At 72.8% G+C, this 16,724-nt stretch carries 16 protein-coding genes; 10 read left to right on the forward strand and 6 right to left on the reverse strand.

The window, feature by feature from the left end; all coding sequences use genetic code 11:
- Positions 1–3: 3 nt before the first annotated feature.
- The 5 genes from MUK52_RS14765 to MUK52_RS14785 all read left to right on the forward strand — a co-directional run bounded on the left by MUK52_RS14765 (position 4) and on the right by MUK52_RS14785 (position 5,325).
- Positions 4–681 (forward strand): response regulator, encoded by a 678-nt coding sequence (locus MUK52_RS14765; RefSeq protein WP_284576932.1) that lies wholly within the window; start codon positions 4–6, stop codon positions 679–681.
- A gap of 87 nt (positions 682–768) precedes the next feature.
- Positions 769–2,103: a sensor histidine kinase gene (locus MUK52_RS14770; protein WP_114053475.1), complete on the forward strand. Its 1,335-nt coding sequence runs from the start codon at positions 769–771 to the stop codon at positions 2,101–2,103.
- Positions 2,100–2,759: a response regulator gene (locus MUK52_RS14775; RefSeq protein ID WP_284576934.1), complete on the forward strand. Its 660-nt coding sequence runs from the start codon at positions 2,100–2,102 to the stop codon at positions 2,757–2,759. Before MUK52_RS14770 ends, MUK52_RS14775 begins: the two co-directional genes overlap by 4 nt.
- A gap of 54 nt (positions 2,760–2,813) precedes the next feature.
- Entirely contained in the window at positions 2,814–4,010 is a 1,197-nt protein-coding gene (locus MUK52_RS14780; protein WP_284576937.1) for a cytochrome P450, read from the forward strand.
- A gap of 76 nt (positions 4,011–4,086) precedes the next feature.
- Positions 4,087–5,325: an MFS transporter gene (locus MUK52_RS14785; protein ID WP_114053472.1), complete on the forward strand. Its 1,239-nt coding sequence runs from the start codon at positions 4,087–4,089 to the stop codon at positions 5,323–5,325.
- Here the strand turns inward: MUK52_RS14785 and MUK52_RS14790 are convergent.
- Complete coding sequence (locus MUK52_RS14790; RefSeq protein ID WP_114058376.1) at positions 5,309–6,115, reverse strand: diacylglycerol kinase; 807 nt, start codon at positions 6,113–6,115, stop codon at positions 5,309–5,311. The genes MUK52_RS14785 and MUK52_RS14790 overlap by 17 nt on opposite strands.
- A gap of 184 nt (positions 6,116–6,299) precedes the next feature.
- Here MUK52_RS14790 and MUK52_RS14795 point away from each other — a divergent pair, with 184 nt between their 5' ends.
- Positions 6,300–7,583 carry an adenylosuccinate synthase gene (locus tag MUK52_RS14795; protein ID WP_114053471.1) on the forward strand — a complete coding sequence of 428 codons (1,284 nt, stop codon included), beginning with the start codon at positions 6,300–6,302 and terminating at the stop codon, positions 7,581–7,583.
- Between the two features lie 84 nt (positions 7,584–7,667).
- On the opposite strand, the gene MUK52_RS14800 is transcribed toward MUK52_RS14795, so the two are convergent.
- Entirely contained in the window at positions 7,668–9,290 is a 1,623-nt protein-coding gene (locus tag MUK52_RS14800) for a hypothetical protein (RefSeq protein WP_284576941.1), read from the reverse strand.
- A 112-nt stretch (positions 9,291–9,402) separates the two neighbouring features.
- Positions 9,403–10,002, reverse strand: a complete 600-nt coding sequence (locus tag MUK52_RS14805; RefSeq protein ID WP_284576943.1) for a TetR/AcrR family transcriptional regulator — start codon at positions 10,000–10,002, stop codon at positions 9,403–9,405.
- A 102-nt stretch (positions 10,003–10,104) separates the two neighbouring features.
- Here MUK52_RS14805 and wrbA point away from each other — a divergent pair, with 102 nt between their 5' ends.
- Positions 10,105–10,707 carry an NAD(P)H:quinone oxidoreductase gene (gene wrbA / locus MUK52_RS14810; RefSeq protein ID WP_284576945.1) on the forward strand — a complete coding sequence of 201 codons (603 nt, stop codon included), beginning with the start codon at positions 10,105–10,107 and terminating at the stop codon, positions 10,705–10,707.
- Positions 10,708–10,758: 51 nt separating this feature from the next.
- On the opposite strand, the gene MUK52_RS14815 is transcribed toward wrbA, so the two are convergent.
- The 3 genes from MUK52_RS14815 to kynA form a co-directional block, all read right to left on the reverse strand.
- Positions 10,759–11,646 (reverse strand): alpha/beta hydrolase family protein, encoded by an 888-nt coding sequence (locus MUK52_RS14815; protein ID WP_284576947.1) that lies wholly within the window; start codon positions 11,644–11,646, stop codon positions 10,759–10,761.
- 184 nt (positions 11,647–11,830) lie between these two features.
- Entirely contained in the window at positions 11,831–13,042 is a 1,212-nt protein-coding gene (gene kynU, locus MUK52_RS14820; protein WP_114053466.1) for a kynureninase, read from the reverse strand.
- Positions 13,035–13,880, reverse strand: a complete 846-nt coding sequence (gene kynA, locus MUK52_RS14825) for a tryptophan 2,3-dioxygenase (RefSeq protein ID WP_284576949.1) — start codon at positions 13,878–13,880, stop codon at positions 13,035–13,037. The genes kynU and kynA overlap by 8 nt, the downstream gene beginning before the upstream one ends.
- A gap of 167 nt (positions 13,881–14,047) precedes the next feature.
- Here kynA and MUK52_RS14830 point away from each other — a divergent pair, with 167 nt between their 5' ends.
- From MUK52_RS14830 to MUK52_RS14840, 3 genes are all read left to right on the forward strand, one after another.
- Entirely contained in the window at positions 14,048–14,260 is a 213-nt protein-coding gene (locus MUK52_RS14830; RefSeq protein ID WP_284576951.1) for a hypothetical protein, read from the forward strand.
- Positions 14,261–14,686: 426 nt separating this feature from the next.
- Positions 14,687–16,144, forward strand: a complete 1,458-nt coding sequence (locus MUK52_RS14835) for a hypothetical protein (RefSeq protein WP_284576953.1) — start codon at positions 14,687–14,689, stop codon at positions 16,142–16,144.
- Positions 16,145–16,153: 9 nt separating this feature from the next.
- Complete coding sequence (locus MUK52_RS14840; protein WP_284576956.1) at positions 16,154–16,723, forward strand: hypothetical protein; 570 nt, start codon at positions 16,154–16,156, stop codon at positions 16,721–16,723.
- The last annotated feature ends 1 nt before the right edge of the window (position 16,724 follow it).

The raw sequence follows: 16,724 nt of genomic DNA on the forward strand, positions 1-16,724 counted from the left end.
GCCATGACGACGACGACCCGACCGATCAGGGTGATGATCGCCGACGATCAGATGATGGTGCGGCAGGGCTTCACGGTCCTGCTCAACACGCAGCCCGACATAGAGGTCGTCGGGCAGGCCGTGGACGGCGCGGACGCCGTGGCGAAGGCCGCCGAACTCGGCCCCGACGTGGTGCTGATGGACATCCGCATGCCGGGAATGGGCGGCATCGAGGCGACGTCGGTGATCACCGCGTCGGGCTCCGAGGCGAAGGTGCTCGTCCTGACGACCTTCGACCTCGACGAGTACGTGTACGAGGCGCTGCGGGCCGGCGCGTCCGGGTTCCTGCTGAAGGACGCCTCCGCGGACCAGCTGGCCGAGGCGGTGCGGGTCGTCGCGGCCGGTGAGGCCCTGCTGTCCCCGAACATCACCAAGCGGCTCATCACCGAGTTCTCGCGGCTCGGTGCACCGCGCGCCCCGTCGAAGGCGCGGATCGCGGAGCTGACCGAGCGGGAGACGGAGGTGCTCGCGCTGATCGCGCAGGGGCTGTCCAATGCGGAGATCGCCGCACGGCTCGTCGTGGCCGAGCAGACGGTGAAGACGCACGTGGGGCGGATCCTGGTGAAGCTCGGCCTGCGGGACCGCACGCAGGCGGCGGTCTTCGCGTACGAGACGGGTCTGGTCCGTCCGGCGGGCTACTGAGGGCCTCGGGTAGTACCTGAGGGGGAGGCCCGCAGATCCCCTTGTGCGGCGACGCGGACGAGAGGGCCGCAGACCTACGGTGGTGCCATGACCGAGAAGACTTCCGGGGCGAATCCCGGGACCCCCGAGATCCGGCTGGCTTCGGGAATCCTCCGGAGCCTGCGCGAGGAGCTCCTCACGGACGCTTTCGCGTACCGGCCGCTGCCGCCGATGCGCACGGACGGCCCGCTGGTGCGGCGGCTCCCCGCGGGGATACGGGCGAAGGCGCCGTATCTGCCGCACGCGGTGGTCGCCGGCACCGCCCTGCTGGTGGCGCTCACCACGCTCGGCGTGCACGACTTCCTGTGGCCGCCGGCAGCACTGCTGCTGGGCGCGGTCGCGGCGGCGCCGGTGCTGATGACGCTGGTCCGGCCCGTCGGGGCGTTCTGGGCGGCCCTCGCGTCGACCTCGGCGCTCGCCGTGGCGGGCGCGGGGGACGGGTCGACCTGGCCGTGGGGACCGGCGAGCTTCGTCGCGTACCTGTTCACCGTGACCGTCGTCGCGATGCGGACCCGGCCCCGGACCTCGGGCTGGATGTGGCTGGTCACGATGCTGTTCGGGATATCGGCCTCCGTCCTGGCCGGCGGCGACTCGGGCAGCGTTGTCCCGATCCTGTTCCTGCTGGCGGTGTCGCTGCTGGTGGTGACGGTCCGGCACACGCGCCGGGAGGCGGAGCAGGAGGTGAGCGCCCAGGCGGAGGTCACCGCGGTCGAGCGGGACCGGCGGACGCTGCTGGAGGAGCGGACGACGATCGCGCGCGAGCTGCACGACGTGGTGGCCCACCACATGTCGGTGGTGGCGATCCAGGCGGAGGCCGCACCGTACCGGGTGAAGAACCCGCCGCAGGAGCTGGAGGCCGCGTTCGCGACGATCCGGGAGAACGCGGTGGCGGCGCTGACGGAGCTGCGCCGGGTGCTGGGAGTGGTCCGCTCCGAGGACTACGAGGCGCCGGACGCCCCGCAGCCGACACTGGCCTCGCTGGACGGGCTCGTCGCCAATGTGCGGGAGGCCGGCCTGCGGGTGGAGAAGACGGTGACGGGTGCGGTGCGGGAGCTGCCGCAGGGAGTCGAGCTGTCGGCGTACCGGATCGTGCAGGAGGCCCTGAGCAACACCCTGCGGCATGCGCCGGGAGCGGCCGCCGGCGTGGAGGTGTCGTACGTGCTGGGCGGGCTCGGCATACGTGTCGTCAACGGGGCGCCGACCGGGGACGTGCGGCCCTCGCCGGGTGCGGGGCACGGGATCACGGGCATGCGGGAGCGGGTCGCCATGCTGGAGGGGCAGATGACGGCCGGGCGGACGGCGGAAGGCGGATACGAGGTGGCGGTGTTCATACCCGTGCGCGGGCAGGAAGCGGCTCTGGAGACGGCGCGGGAACAGGCATGACGATCAGGGTTCTCATCGTCGACGACCAGATGATGGTCCGGGAGGGCTTCTCGGTCCTGCTGAACGCGATGGACGGCATCGAGGTGGTCGGCGAGGCCGTCGACGGGCGGGAGGCCGTCGCGCAGGTGGCGGCGCTCGGTCCGGACGTGGTGCTGATGGACGTCCGGATGCCGGTGATGAACGGGCTGGAGGCCACGCGGGAGATCGCCGCCATGGGCACGGACGCGAAGGTGCTGGTCCTGACGACCTTCGACCTCGACGAGTACGTGTACCAGGCGCTGCGGGCCGGGGCGTCCGGGTTCCTGCTGAAGGACGCCTCCGCCAGGCAACTGGCCGAGGGGGTGCGGGTGGTGGCGTCCGGGGAGGCGCTGCTGGCGCCGACGGTGACCAAGCGGCTGATCTCGGAGTTCTCACGGCTGTCCGCGGCCCCCCGGCCGGTCGACGCTTCCAGGGTGGGGGAGTTGACGGACCGGGAGACGGAGGTGCTCGTCCTGATCGCGCAGGGCCTCTCCAATGCGGAGATCGCGGACCGGCTGGTGGTGGCCGAGTCCACCATCAAGACGCACGTCAGCCGGATCCTGGTGAAGCTGGGCCTGCGCGACCGGACGCAGGCGGCGGTCTTCGCCTACGAGACCCGCCTCGTCACCCCCGCATAGCCGGCCCGACGCGGTCCGGCTGCCCGGCAGGGGTCGCAGCACTAGGCTGCGGGCATGGGCTTTGATCCGTGGGATGCCGCGTTCGTCGCCGACCCGTACCCGGCCTACCGGGAGTTGCGGGAGCAGGGCAGGGCCGTCTGGTGCGAGGCCACCGGGCAGTGGCTCGTGCCGCACTACGCCGACGTGAGTGCCCTGCTGCGCGACCGGCGGCTCGGGCGGACGTACCTGCACCGCTTCTCGCACGAGGAGTTCGGGCGTACGGCGCCGCCGCCGGAGCACGAGCCGTTCCACGTGCTCAACGACAACGGGCTGCTCGACCTGGAGGACCCGGCGCACGGGCGGGTGCGGCGGCTGGTGTCGAAGGCGTTCACGCCGCGGACGGTGGAGCGGCTCGCGCCGGCGGTGGAGCGGCTCGCCGGGGAGCTGGTGGGCCGGCTCCTCGCCGACGGGGGCGGCGACCTGCTGGCGGTGGTCGCCGAGCCGCTGCCCGTGGCGGTGATCGCGGAGCTGCTGGGGGTGCCGGAGGAGGACCGGGGGCTGCTGCGGCCGTGGTCCGCGGACATCTGCGGGATGTTCGAGCTGCGGCCCGACGAGGAGACCGCGCGGCGGGCCGTGCAGGCGAGCACCGAGTTCAGCGCCTACCTGCGTGAGCTGATCGCCCGGCGGCGCCGGCAGCCCGGGGAGGACCTGGTCTCCGGGCTCATCGCGGCGCACGACGAGGAGGGGCGGCTCAGCGAACAGGAGATGATCTCCACCTGCGTGCTCCTGCTGAACGCCGGCCACGAGGCCACCGTGAACACGACCGTCAACGGCTGGTGGGCACTCTTCCGCAATCCCGGACAGCTGGCCGCGCTCGACCGGGAAAAGTTGTCCACAGCTGTGGATGAGCTGATGCGCTACGACACCCCGCTCCAGATGTTCGAGCGGTGGGTCCTGGACGACATCGAGATCGGCGGCGCGGTCATCCCGCGCGGCGCGGAGGTCGCTCTGCTGTTCGGCTCCGCCAACCGCGACCCGGCCCGCTTCGCGGACCCGGACACCCTCGACCTCTCCCGCACCGACAACCCGCACCTCAGCTTCGGCGCGGGCATCCACTACTGCCTGGGCGCCCCGCTGGCCCGCCGCGAGCTGGCGGCCTCCTTCGGCGCGCTCCTGGCGGACGGCGTGCCCCCGCTGAAGCTGGTCCGCGAACCGCAGTGGCAGCCCGGGTACGTGATCCGCGGGCTGCGGGAGCTGATCGTCGAGTTCTGAACGCCCCGCCCCCGCGTGCTATGGTCCACCCAAGGCCTCCGGCTCTCCCTGACGGGAGCGAACGGAGGCTTTTTTCATGCCTTCTGACGCCTCATCAACATCGCGCGCGCCCGTGCCGCCGGGAGCCCGTCCCGGGTACCGGGAGCTGCTCCGGAACCGGGAGTTCGCCGGGCTCTTCGCGAGCTTCGCCCTCACCGCCGCCGCGAGCGCCCTGTCCGGGTTCGCCCTCGGCAGCCTCGTCGACCGCCAGACCGGCTCCCCCTTCCTGACAGCGGTCAGCATGTACGGGGCGACCTTCGCGACCGTGCTCGGGGCGCTCACCCTGATGTCCGTCGCCGACGGCAGCCGCCCCCGCCGCACCCTGCTCGCCCTCCAGGGCGCCTCCCTCGCCGGCATCGCCGCCCAGGCCGTGCCGGGTCTGCCGCTCACCGCCCGCTTCGCCCTGCTCCTGGCCCTCGGTTTCTTCCAGTCCCTCGGCACCGGCACCCGCATGGGCCTGCTCGCCGAGATCGTCCCCGCATCCGCCTACGCCCCGGCCCGCTCGCTGATGAACATCACCGCCGGCGCCGTCTCCGTCCTCGGCTACGCCTCCGGCGCGGTGCTGGTGCGCGCGATCGGCCCGCACGGGCTGTTCGCTGCCGCCGCCGCGCTCACCGCGCTCTCCCTGGCCGCCGTCGCGGCCACCCTCCGCGAGCGCTCCGTCCGGCTCGCCCGCCGCCCCGGCCTGCGCAGCACCTGGGCCGGCAACACCGAACTGCTGGGCCGTCCCGGCCGGCGGGCCCTGCTGCTGAACCTCTGGGTGCCGAACGGCCTGGTCGTCGGCTGCGAGGCGCTGTTCATCCCGTACGCCGGGCAGTACGCCGGCCACCTCCTGGCCGCCGCGTCCGCGGGGCTGCTCCTCGGCGACCTCGCCGTCGGGCGGCTCCTCACCGCAGGGGGCAGGCGCCGCGCCGCCTTCCCCCTGCGGCTGCTGATGGCCGCGCCCTTCCTGGTGTTCGCGCTCCACCCGCCGCTGCCTGTCGCCGCCGTCGCCGTGTTCCTCGCCGGCGCCGGCTTCGCGGCCACCCTGCCGATGCAGGAGCAGCTCCTCGCGCTCACCCCGGACGCGGTCCGCGGCCAGGTCCAGGGCGCGGAGTCCGCGGGCCGGATGACCTGGCAGGGCATCGGCGCCGCCCTCGCCGGCGCCGCCGCCCAGGCCGTCGGGCCGGCGACGGCGATCACGGGGCTCGCGGCCGCCTCGCTCGCCGTCACCGTCCTCTCCCGCCGCCGCGTGCTGCGCGAGACGGCCCGTACGCCGGTCAGCGCGGCAGGATGAGCCCCCAGGCCGCCGGCCGCACGGTCCACGTCCGCCGCCGGACCGGCCCGGAGACCGCCGCGTCGGCCCGGTAGCGGAAGTCGGCGCCCGCCACCGTGACCGCCGCGGCGCGGGCCCGGACCACGGCGCCCTCCGCCCGGACGGCGACCTCCGCCAGGCCGCCCCCGCCGGGCGCGACCGCGACGTCGTCGACGGGGCGGTCCACGTCGGCCAGCACCACCCCGTCGGCCTCCACCCGCAGCCGGTGCCCCGCGGCCGGCGCCGCGGGCGGCCCGGCGAGCGTCCGCACCAGCGACCGGTAGGCGCTGCGCACCGACGCCCCGCCCGCCCGGGGCGCGGGCGGCCGGACGGGCGGGATGCGCAGTCCGCCGAGGACGACGCCGTCGCTGTCGTCGACGAGCAGGTCTCGGACGCCGACGACCCCGTCCAGGGCCGCCCGCGCCGCGGACACCGCCGACAAGGGGACCCCCAGCAGCCGCGCCAGCCCCAGCGAGCCCGCCTGCCCCACGGGAACCACCGAGAGGGCCTCCCCGTCGAGCTCCCGCTCCCGGTGCAGCAGCCCGACCGCCCGTACGAGGGCCCGGTCGTCGCCGACGATCACCGGCCGCCGATGGCCACGGCGGGCGAGGGCCCGCGCGAACTCCTCCGGCGACTGGGGGAGGCAGATCTTCGCCGCCGCCCCGGCCGACAGCACGTCCCTCGCGATGCGCACGGACTCTCCGTCGAGACGGCGCGCGACCGGGTCGACGAGCACGAGCAGGCCGCCGACCGGCGCGCCCGCAGGGCTCATGGTGGGCTCCGGAGCCGACACCTCGGTCCTTCCTCGGGTAGCATCTTTGTGCAAGAGGCCCTTGCGCTATTGCGCCAGGGCCTTCGTCTATTCCGGGGTACCGGTCCGACGGCCCAGCCTGCGGTGTACATCGTCGTACGCCCCCTGGCCTTGGACATGCCCCATCCGGAAGAGGTGTACGCCTGTGCCCGCTCTTGTGCTGCTCGGAGCTCAGTGGGGTGACGAGGGCAAGGGGAAGGCCACCGACCTGCTCGGTGGATCCGTTGACTACGTGGTGCGCTACCAGGGCGGCAACAACGCCGGCCACACGGTCGTCGTAGGCGACCAGAAGTACGCGCTGCACCTTCTCCCGTCCGGCATCCTGTCCCCCGGATGCACCCCGGTCATCGGCAACGGCGTCGTCGTCGACCCGTCCGTGCTCCTGTCCGAGCTGCGCGGGCTGAACGAGCGCGGCATCGACACCTCGAAGCTGCTGATCAGCGGAAACGCCCACCTGATCACGCCGTACAACGTCACCCTCGACAAGGTCGGCGAGCGCTTCCTCGGCAAGCGCAAGATCGGCACGACCGGCCGCGGCATCGGCCCGACGTACGCGGACAAGATCAACCGCGTCGGCATCCGCGTCCAGGACCTCTACGACGAGTCGATCCTCATCCAGAAGGTCGAGGCGGCGCTGGAGAACAAGAACCAGCTGCTCGCCAAGCTGTACAACCGCCGCGCGATCGAGGCCGCCGCGATCGTGGAGGAGATGCTCCAGTACGCGGACCAGATCAAGCCGTACGTCGCGGACACCACCCTGATCCTCAACAACGCGCTCGACGAGGACAAGGTCGTGCTGTTCGAGGGCGGCCAGGGCACCCTCCTCGACGTCGACCACGGCACGTACCCGTTCGTGACCTCCTCGAACCCCACCGCGGGCGGCGCCTGCACCGGCACGGGCGTCGGCCCGACCCGGATCAGCCGCGTCATCGGCATCCTGAAGGCCTACACGACCCGCGTCGGCGCGGGCCCGTTCCCGACCGAGCTGTTCGACCAGGACGGCGAGGACCTGCGCCGCATCGGCGGCGAGCGCGGCGTGACCACCGGCCGCGACCGGCGCTGCGGCTGGTTCGACGCCCCGATCGCCCGCTACGCCACCCGCGTGAACGGCCTGACGGACTTCTTCCTGACCAAGCTGGACGTGCTGACCGGCTGGGAGCAGATCCCCGTGTGCGTCGCGTACGAGATCGACGGCAAGCGCGTCGAGGAGCTGCCGTACTCGCAGACGGACTTCCACCACGCGAAGCCGATCTACGAGAACCTGCCGGGCTGGTCCGAGGACATCACCAAGGCCAAGACCTTCTCCGACCTGCCGAAGAACGCGCAGGCGTACGTGAAGGCCCTGGAGGAGATGTCGGGCGCCCCGATCTCCGCGATCGGCGTCGGCCCCGGCCGCACCGAGACGATCGAGATCAACTCGTTCCTCTAGGCCTCCGGACGGGACGGCCCGACACCCGTCCGCCGCAAGGGGGGCGGTGCACCGCACGGTGCACCGCCCCCCTTCGCGTTCCGGTCAGTCCGTCTCGTAGACGCCGAGGCAGTCGACGATCACGTCGACCGGCTGCCAGCCCTGGTTCCAGAAGTCGATGACGGCGCCCGGCCCGGCGGGCGTCTGGACGAGGTTGGGCACGGTCATGCCCGCACCCCAGTTCAGGGAGGAGGAGAGGGGCCGCTCCGGCTTCGCCGCGATGCCCTTCTGGTAGTCCGCCCACGTGTTCGGGTCGGGGGCGACCGACAGGTGGCCGGCCTCGGTCGTGTTGGTGACCGTGGTGTTCAGCACCCAGCCCGCCGGCGGCACCGGGGATTCGCCGGTGAACGGCAGCGGGAGGTAGTCGCGGGCCGGGACGGGGCCGCGGGGGCGGTGCCGGCTGTCCTCGCGGGTGTCCGCGAGCCGGAACGGGTGGAACGGCCGGTAGGCGGCCCTGCTGTCGGGGCTGTAGTAGCCGACCACGTCGACCACGACGTCGGCGCCCTTCCAGCTGCCGTTGCGGACGCTGATCTTCCCGTCCGCGCCCACCGGCACGACCACCGCGTTGGCGACGGTCTGCCCCGCCGTGAAGTTGACGCTGGACGTGCTCGGCGCCGACTGGCCGCTCGGGAAAACAGTCAGGTGCCCGGCCTCCGCCGGGTTGGTCGCGGTGACGTTCAGGGCGACCGCGGTGGCGCCCTTCGGGACCTTCCCCGCCCCGGCGGCCGCCACGGTGAAGGCCCCCTGGCCGGGCACCTGCCCCTGCGCGGTGCCGAGCCCCTCGCGGGTGTCGACGAGGCGCGCCGGCGCCAGCGGGGTGTAGCCGGCTGCCGCGGACCGGGTGAAGTAGCCGGTCACGTCCGCGATGAGGTCCACCGGGGCCCAGCCGCCGTTGAAGAGCTCGACGTGGCCGTCGTCGCCCACGGGGACGATCACCAGGTTGGGGACGGTCTGCCCGGGCGCGTAGTTGAGGTTCGAGGTGTCCGGCCGCCGGGCGCCCTTCCCGGCGAACGCGGTGACGTACCCGGCCTCGACGGTGTTGGTCACCGTCACGTTCAGCGCGACGGCCGTGGCTCCGGCCGGGATCCGGGCGTTGCCGGCGGCCTTCACGCGGGCGCTGCTGCGCCCGGCGACCTTGGCCTTCGCGGCACCCGTCCCGTCGCGGGTGTCGAGGAGGCGGGTCGGCGCGTGCGCGGTGAACTCGGCGCCCGCCGTGGTGACGATGACCTTGTTGACGGCCCGCACGTTGTGCGCGGCGTCGGTCACCGTGTACGTCACGGTGTAGGTGCCGACCTCGGCGTACGTGTGGGCGTGGTCCAGGCGCTTGATGTCGGCGGGCTCGGTGATCTCCGCCGTGTCCTTCGCTCCGTCGCCCCACTCGACGGTGACGGACGACGGGCCGCGGACGTCGAGGGCCGCGGCCTCCAGGTGGATGCCGTGCGCGGTGAACATCCCCGCGTGCAGGTCGATCTGGAGGCCGTCGTGGCCGATCGGGCCGTCGCCCAGCGGGGTGCGCACGGTCCAGTAGGGCGGGGCCGTGTACGACTGCGGGTCGGAGGCCCCTGTCACGGCGGCCGGAGCCGCCGGGGCCGCGTGGGCTGCTCCCGGCGCCAGTACGGCGGCTGCCGCCACGAGGGCAGCCGGAAAAACGAGTCGGTGGCGGAGCACCGTTCCCCCCTGAGGTCTATCACTCGAACCCGTGATCGGATTCGGACGCCCAGGTTACCGATCAGGCCATGGCTTGATCACAGCGGGCGGGGCCCCGGAGGGGGCGGGCGGCTCACCCCCCGCCCGCTCCCAGCAGGGCGTCGATGCCCGCCTTGATCCGGTCGGGCGACACCTCCCGCTCCGCCGTCAGGTGCTCGAACAGGCTCGGGACGAAGGGAGCGAGCAGCAGGTGGGCCAGGACCGGCGCGTCCGCCTCCGGGCGGGCCTGCCGCAGCAGCAGGGACACGTGCGTGTGCAGGGTGAGGTAGGCGCCGCTGCCGTACCGGGCTCCCGGCGACGCAGCCTCGGCGGCGCCCATCACGGCCCGGCAGGTGGAGAGCCGATCGGCCAGCGCGTGCAGGAACGCGCGCAGCCGCTCCTCCGGGGGCGCCCCGGGGCCCAGCGGGGGCGGGCCGGCGAGGAACGCCTCCTGGAAGCGCTTCTCGTCCTCGTCCAGCAGGGCGAGCAGCAGGCCGCTGACGCCGCCGAAGCGGCGGTAGACGGTGCCGACGCCGATGCCGGCCGCGTGCGCGACGGCGTTCATCGTGACGGCATCCGGCCCCTGGTCGGCGAGCAGCCGCGCGGCCGCGTCCAGGATCCTGCGCCGGTTGCGGGCGGCGTCCGCCCGCTCCGGCGGGGCCTGGCCCGTGACGGGCAGCTCGGTGCGGCTCATGCAGGCAGGCTACCGGATCCGCTTGCCAAACGGATTTCTATCCGATTGACTCTGCTCCAGCGAAAGCGGATAGCGATCCGCTTCACCAGGAGGAGATTCACCATGGGTGCCAAGGTCGCCGTCGTCTACTACTCGTCCACCGGGAACGTCCACGCCCTCGCGCAGGCCGTCGCCGAAGGCGCCGAGAAGGCCGGCGCGGAGGTGCGCCTGCGCCGCGTGCCCGAACTCGCCCCGGACGCCGCCATCGACGCCAACCCCGCGTGGCGCGAGCACGTCGAGGCCGCGAAGGACGTCGAGACCGCCACCCTCGACGACCTCTCCTGGGCCAACGCCTACGCGATCGGCTCCCCCACCCGCTACGGCAACATCGCCGGCCAGCTGAAGCAGTTCCTCGACACCACCGGCGGCCTCTGGCAGCAGGGCGCCCTGGCCGACAAGCCGGCGACCGGCTTCACCAGCGCGCACAACGCCCACGGCGGCAACGAGTCCACGCTCCTCGCGCTGTACAACACCTTCCACCACTGGGGCTCGGTCATCGTCGCCCCCGGCTTCACCGACCCGGCCGTCTTCGCCGCCGGCGGAAACCCGTACGGCACCTCGCACCCCGGCGGCAGCGGCCCCGTCACCGAGGAGGCCCTCGCCGCGGCCCGCCACCAGGGGGCACGGCTGGCCCGCTTCGCCGCCCGCCTCGCCGCGACGGCCTGACACCGGCCGCGGCCGACGGGTGCCGCCTGGGCCTGCGCACGGCGCCCGCGCCTACCAGGCCAGCTGCGCGACCTCCTCGGCCACGACCGCGCAGGCGTCCGCGCCCGGGTCGATCAGCGGGAAGTGCCCGACCCCGTCCAGCAGGGTCAGCCCCACCGTCTCGCCGGCCCGGGCCGCCGCCTCCACGTACGACTCGGCGACCGCCGCCGGCACCACGATGTCCTCCCGCCCGTGCACCACGGCGGTGGCGATCCCCGTCGGCAGCAGCACCGCCGGGTCCGCGTACGGCGACCGCTCCGCCAGGTGCGCCGCGCCGCCCAGCAGCTGCTCGGCAGCCCCGCCGCACACGCCGAGCCTGCCCGCGACCTCGAAGTCCGCGATCGGCGCCAGCGCCACCACGCCGCGCAGCGGCGGCGGTTCGGGCAGCCGCCAGCCAGCCGGGGCTCCGGCGGGCAGCACGTGCCGGGCGGCCGCCCACAGCGCCAGGTGGCCGCCCGCCGAGTGCCCGGTGACGACCGTGCGCCGCAGGTCCGCCTGCGGCAGCGCGGAGGCGGCCAGCCCCGGCAGGGCGTCCATCGCCGCTGCGACGTCGTCGAAGGTTTCCGGCCAGCGCCCCGCGACCGGGCCGTCCGCGTCCTGGTGCGGCAGCGAACTCCCGCGCCGGTACTCCACGTTGGCCACGGCAAAACCCCGCCGCGCCAGGAAGTCCGCCAGCGGCGTCACGTGCGCGCGGTCGTACGGGGCGCGCCAGGCCCCGCCGTGCAGCAGCACCACCAGCGGCGCGGAGGCGGCGGAGCCGTCCCCGGCCCGCGGGGCGTAGAAGTCCACGACGTGGTCGGGGTGTTCCCCGTACGCGGCGGTCGCGTCGGGCGCGACCGGCGGGTGGGCGAAGGCCGAGGCGGCCTCGGCGGCGTCCCGTTCGACTGCGGGATCCGACATCGGCTCCACCTCTCGTAACGCGTGGGACTGGTGTTCCGGTGTTCCGGCAGAGCGGGACCGTATCAGGCCGGAACAGGCCTGTCCCGGGGAGTCGGTTTCCCGTCACGGGCCCCGGCACGGGAGCGGGCGGCGACGGGCGGGACCGCGCCCCGCCCGCCCCGTGCCGTGACGTTTCGCCCCGGGATCACCCGAAAACGTGACCCAGCGTCCGGGCCGCGCGCTCCGCGTCGGCGAAGCCGACGTACAGCGGGGTGAAGCCGAACCGCAGCACGTCCGGGGCGCGGAAGTCCCCGATCACGCCGCGTGCGATCAGCTCGTCCATCACCGCGCGGGCACCCTCCGTGCGCAGCGAGACCTGGCTGCCGCGCTCGGCGTGCGCCGCCGGAGTCACCGACTCCACCCGGCCCTGCGGCACGTACGCGGCGACGCACTCCAGGAAGAAGTCCGTCAGCGCGAGGGACTTCGCACGCACCGCCTCCACCTCCACCCCGTCCCAGGCGTCGAGCGCCGCCTCCAGGGCGAGCATCGAGAGGATGTCGGGCGTGCCGACCCGCCCCCGGACGGCGCCCGCGGCGGGCGCGTACTCCGGGGTCATCGCGAACGGTTCCGCGTGCCCGTTCCAGCCGGGCAGCGGCGAGTCGAAGCCCTCCTGGTGGCGTTCGGCGACGTACAGGTACGCGGGCGAACCGGGGCCGCCGTTGAGGTACTTGTACGTGCAGCCGACCGCGAAGTCCACACCGTGGGCGTCGAGCCCGACGGGCAGCGCGCCCGCCGAATGGCACAGGTCCCACACCGCCAGCGCCCCCGCGGCGTGCGCGGCGCGCGTCAGACCGGGCAGGTCGTGGAGCCGGCCGCTGCGGTAGTCGACGTGGTTGAGCAGGACGGCGGCGGTGCGCTCCCCCATCGCCGCGGCGGCCCGCGAGGGGTCCACCGGGACGGCGGTCAGCCCCGTCATCCGGGCGGCGGAGGCGGCGATGTAGCCGTCGGTCGGGAAGGTGGAGGCGTCCACGAGCAGCTCGGTGCGGCCGGGCCCGGCGAGCCGGGCCGCGCCGACCAGCGCCTTGAACAGGTTGACGCTGGTGGAGTCGCCCACGACGACCTGCCCGGGCGCGGCGCCGACGAGCGGGGCGATCCGGTCGCCGATCCGCTCCGGCGCCGTCCACCAGGTGCCGCTGCTCCAGGACCGGATCAGCTCCGTCCCCCACTCGCGGGAGACGACCTCCGCGACGCGCTCCGGCACTCCCGCGGGGAGCGCGCCGAGCGAGTTGCCGTCCAGGTAGACGACACCGTCCGGCAGGGTGAAGCGCTTGCGCAGCCCGGCGAGCGGGTCGGCGGCGTCGAGTCCGGCGGCGCGCTCGGCGAGCTCCGCCGCGCGGCGGGTGGTCGGCTCAGACATGGCTGCGCGCCGTCCACAGCTCGGGGAAGACGTTCTTCGACGCGCGCTTCTCCAGCCAGCTGACGCCGGCCGAGCCGCCCGTGCCCGTCTTCGCGCCCATCGCGCGCCGCGTGGCGACGAGGTGGTCGTTGCGCCAGCGCCACACCAGCTCGGCGACGTCGGTGAGGGCCTCGCCGAGGCGGTGCAGGTCGGGATGGGCGTCGGGGTCCCCGTACAGGGCGGTCCACACGGCCTCGACCTGGGGCGAGGCCTCGTAGCGCCGCGACAGGTCGCGGTCGAGGACGGACTGCGGGACGGGCAGGCCGCGGCGGGCCAGCAGCCGCAGCACCTCGTCGTACAGGCTCGGCTCGTGCAGCGCCTTCTCCAGCTCCGCGTGGACGCGCGGCGCGCCGCGGTGCGGGACCAGCATCGACGCCGACTTCTCGCCGAGCAGGAACTCCATCCGCCGGTACATCGCGGACTGGAAGCCCGAGCCCTCGCCGAGGGCGCCGCGGTAGGAGTTGAACTGGGCGGGGGTGAGCTGGGCGAGCGGGCGCCAGGAGGCGTTGAGGGCCTCCAGCTCGCGGAGGGATCGTTTCAGCGCGTCCATCGCGACGGGGACGCGGTCCTCCCGCAGGGCCCTCGCGGCCGTCTCCCACTCGTGGACGATGACCGTGAACCACAGCTCCATGACCTGGGTGGTGACCAGGAAGACCATCTCGCCCGGGTCGTCCGAGCGGGGGTGCTGGAGGTGGGTGAGGACGTCCGCCTGGACGTAGTCCTCGTACGGGGTCGTGCCGGCGAAGTCGAGGTTCGGGGTGTCCGAACCGGCTCCGGAGGCATCAAGGGTGTTCGACATCGCTGTCTCCTCGACACGTGCTTCCGGGTAGCGGTCCGCTCCTTCCGAAAGGGTGTGTGGAGCCCCGGTCCCCTGTGCGCATCATAAAACCGCTCCCCCCGGGTGCTCCAATGGTGCGTGACGGTCGTCACACACGCATTTCACACACCGGCAGTGGGAAGCACGACATGACCGAGCAGGAGTGGCTGGACAGCCTCGCGGCCCGACTGCCGGAGCGGAACCTGGAATGGGTGATGGACCTCGCCGGAATCTGCTCCACGGAGTGGACTGGCGACAAGCCCCCGACAGGGGAGACCTCCCCGCCCTCCGCGGCGGCGGGCGCCCTTCATGACAGCGACGCGTCGACACCAATCGGCTCCAGCCCGCACCCACCTGCCTGATGCCTGCACTTGGCGACACCCAGCGCCGGGTACCCGACCCCGCGAGGCGCCGTCGGCGGCGGTGCAGGCCAGGTCGATGCCGGGGAAGCCCCCGGCGAGTCGCGCACGGCGTTCGCGGATGCGGTGGCGTAGATCGGCAGGAAGCCCCAGCCATGCGTGCGTGCGGCCGCCGGCCTGCACCGCAGGCGACGCGGCACCCGACCGACGATCACCGCCACCGCGGCGGGCGGCAGGGTGAGTGAGAAGACGATCAGTCCGAATCCATTGCCACTCCATGGCACGCTTCCTCGGTTCGCGTGCCGGCACGTGGACGGGTCAGGTTGGGTAGGGTTGCCTCGAACACAGGAACGGTTACGCGGGCTTTGGTGCGCCCTATGCCGGCGAGATGCTCTCGGGGGATGGGCGTTGCTGACGTATCACGAGGCCATGGCCACCGACTTCGGCCTTCTCGATACCGCCGCGACGGGGTGGGACAAGGTCGCCGAGGAACTGAAGAAGGTCGAAGGGCGCTACAGGAGCGCCGTCCTGCCCATCACAACCGGCTCCGGCTGGGTGGGGGTCTCGGCAATCGCCGCCAACCGCCGGTCCGTCGGCACCCACTACGAGTATCTGGCGGCGCAAACCCAGGCAAAAGCCACTGCCAAGGTGCTGCGCGCGGGGCGTGAGCGATTCGCTGAGCTCAAGAAGGTCCTTGATTCCGCCCGCGCGGACGCTGTGGCTGCGGGCATGAAGGTCTCGGAGCAGGGTCGTGTCGCCTACGACTACGACCGACTGACCGGCCAGGAGCGCGCCGACCTCCAGGCGGATTCCAAGGCCCTCCAGAGTGTCAAGGAGAACGAAGGGGCCTGGGCCGAGCACATCGATGCCTGTGTGAGGTCTTTCGACGAGGCGGACAAGGACCTCAAGGCGTCACTGGAGACCGTGATCACGGACACCATCGGCGGCGGAAACGCGAACGATATGACCTTCGGCAGCGGATTCAACGGCCAGGCGAAGGGTGACATGATCGCGGCCGCCCCGCCGAAGGCCGGGGATGAGGTCTCTCTCGACCTCAGCTCGCTGATGATGAATCCGAAGACGGAGACCCTGAGCATGTGGTCGGCGCGCGCTCAGGGTGACATCGTCGCCAGACTCTCGGGCAACCCGGAATGGGGCAAGCTCTACTCCCGTTACGTATCAGGTGCCGTCTCCCTCGCCGCCTTCGCCAGGGCGACCGGTGTCACGGTCCCCGGCGTGTCCGCCCTGATCCAGGCCTACCGCAATCCCGGCGTTCCGCTGAACGCCCCGGGCACCCTGACCGCGCGCCTCATCAACGGCAGCATGAACGTTCCCGGGACCGCCAACGCCCTGAACGGCGTCTCCCCTGCCGTCCGATCGGCCCTAGGCGGCTCCCATGCGGTGGCTGCGCAGTACGGCTCATACATGAAGAACGGCGCGCTCATCACTCCCACAGCGAGTCAGGCAAACCTCCTCACGGTCGCCGAGAGCGGCGGCCTGGCCAATGCAGCCAAGGCGGCCGGTGCGATGCGGGGGCTCGGCGTCGTCGGGTCCGCGGGTGCAACGCTCTACGGGGTCGCGAACCTCTCCACCTATGACTCGGAGAAGATCGCGAACAACCCCGACAAATTCGCCTCCGACCTGACGGGCACCGCATTCAACGCGACCCTCACTGCCGCGATGATCGCCCCGAACCCGGTCACGGTGGGCTTGGCCGTCGGCACGGGTGTGATCTATGCCGGTGCCCTTGTCTGGGAGAACCGGGAGAACATCGCCGACGCGTGGAACACGTCCACCGACTGGGTGGGGGACAAGGCGGAGGATCTCGGGAAGGGAATCGCGTCCGGCGCGAGCAAGGTCGGCAAGTTCCTCAACCCCTTCGACTAGGAGCACGCGTTGACCACCTCGTTCGAGATGACAAGAGCACACACCAGACGCACACGCGATTGGTCGGGCACGTCCGAGGAGTTCGGCGCGATCGAAGTGTTCAGTCCAAAGGATCTCGGTCCCAAGGATGGAACGGGTGCGAAGGTACAGGGCACTGTGATTCCGACGGCGCTCCTGACCGGGTTCTCCCTCTTTGGCGGCGATCCACGGCTGACGGGCGCCCAACTGTGGGTCGCCGACGAGAAGGTGAGGCTGCGAAGGAACCCCTGGGCGGTGAGCCGTGAGCGGCGCGCACTACGTCTGACGAACGAGGGGGTGGACTACCGGTGCACTGCGGTCAGCCGGAAGAAGTACGCCTTCACCCGCCCGGGACTGGCCGTCACGGTCACCGAATCGGGGTTCGGGAGGAAGCGGCGCCGCCTCACGGTAGTGATCGACGGTCCTGCCGAGCCGGTCGACATCTCCCTGGCGGTGCTCTTCTCCCGTGTGAACCGCTCTCAGCTGACCCTGGGCGGTGCCTTCCGCGCCGGCTTCTCAACGATCTTCAACCTCTTGGCCGACAACGCAGCGCGGAGCTGAC

This window comes from Streptomyces sp. 2P-4 (assembly GCF_030167965.1).
In the GTDB taxonomy this organism is placed as follows: Bacteria; Actinomycetota; Actinomycetes; order Streptomycetales; family Streptomycetaceae; genus Streptomyces; species Streptomyces globosus_A.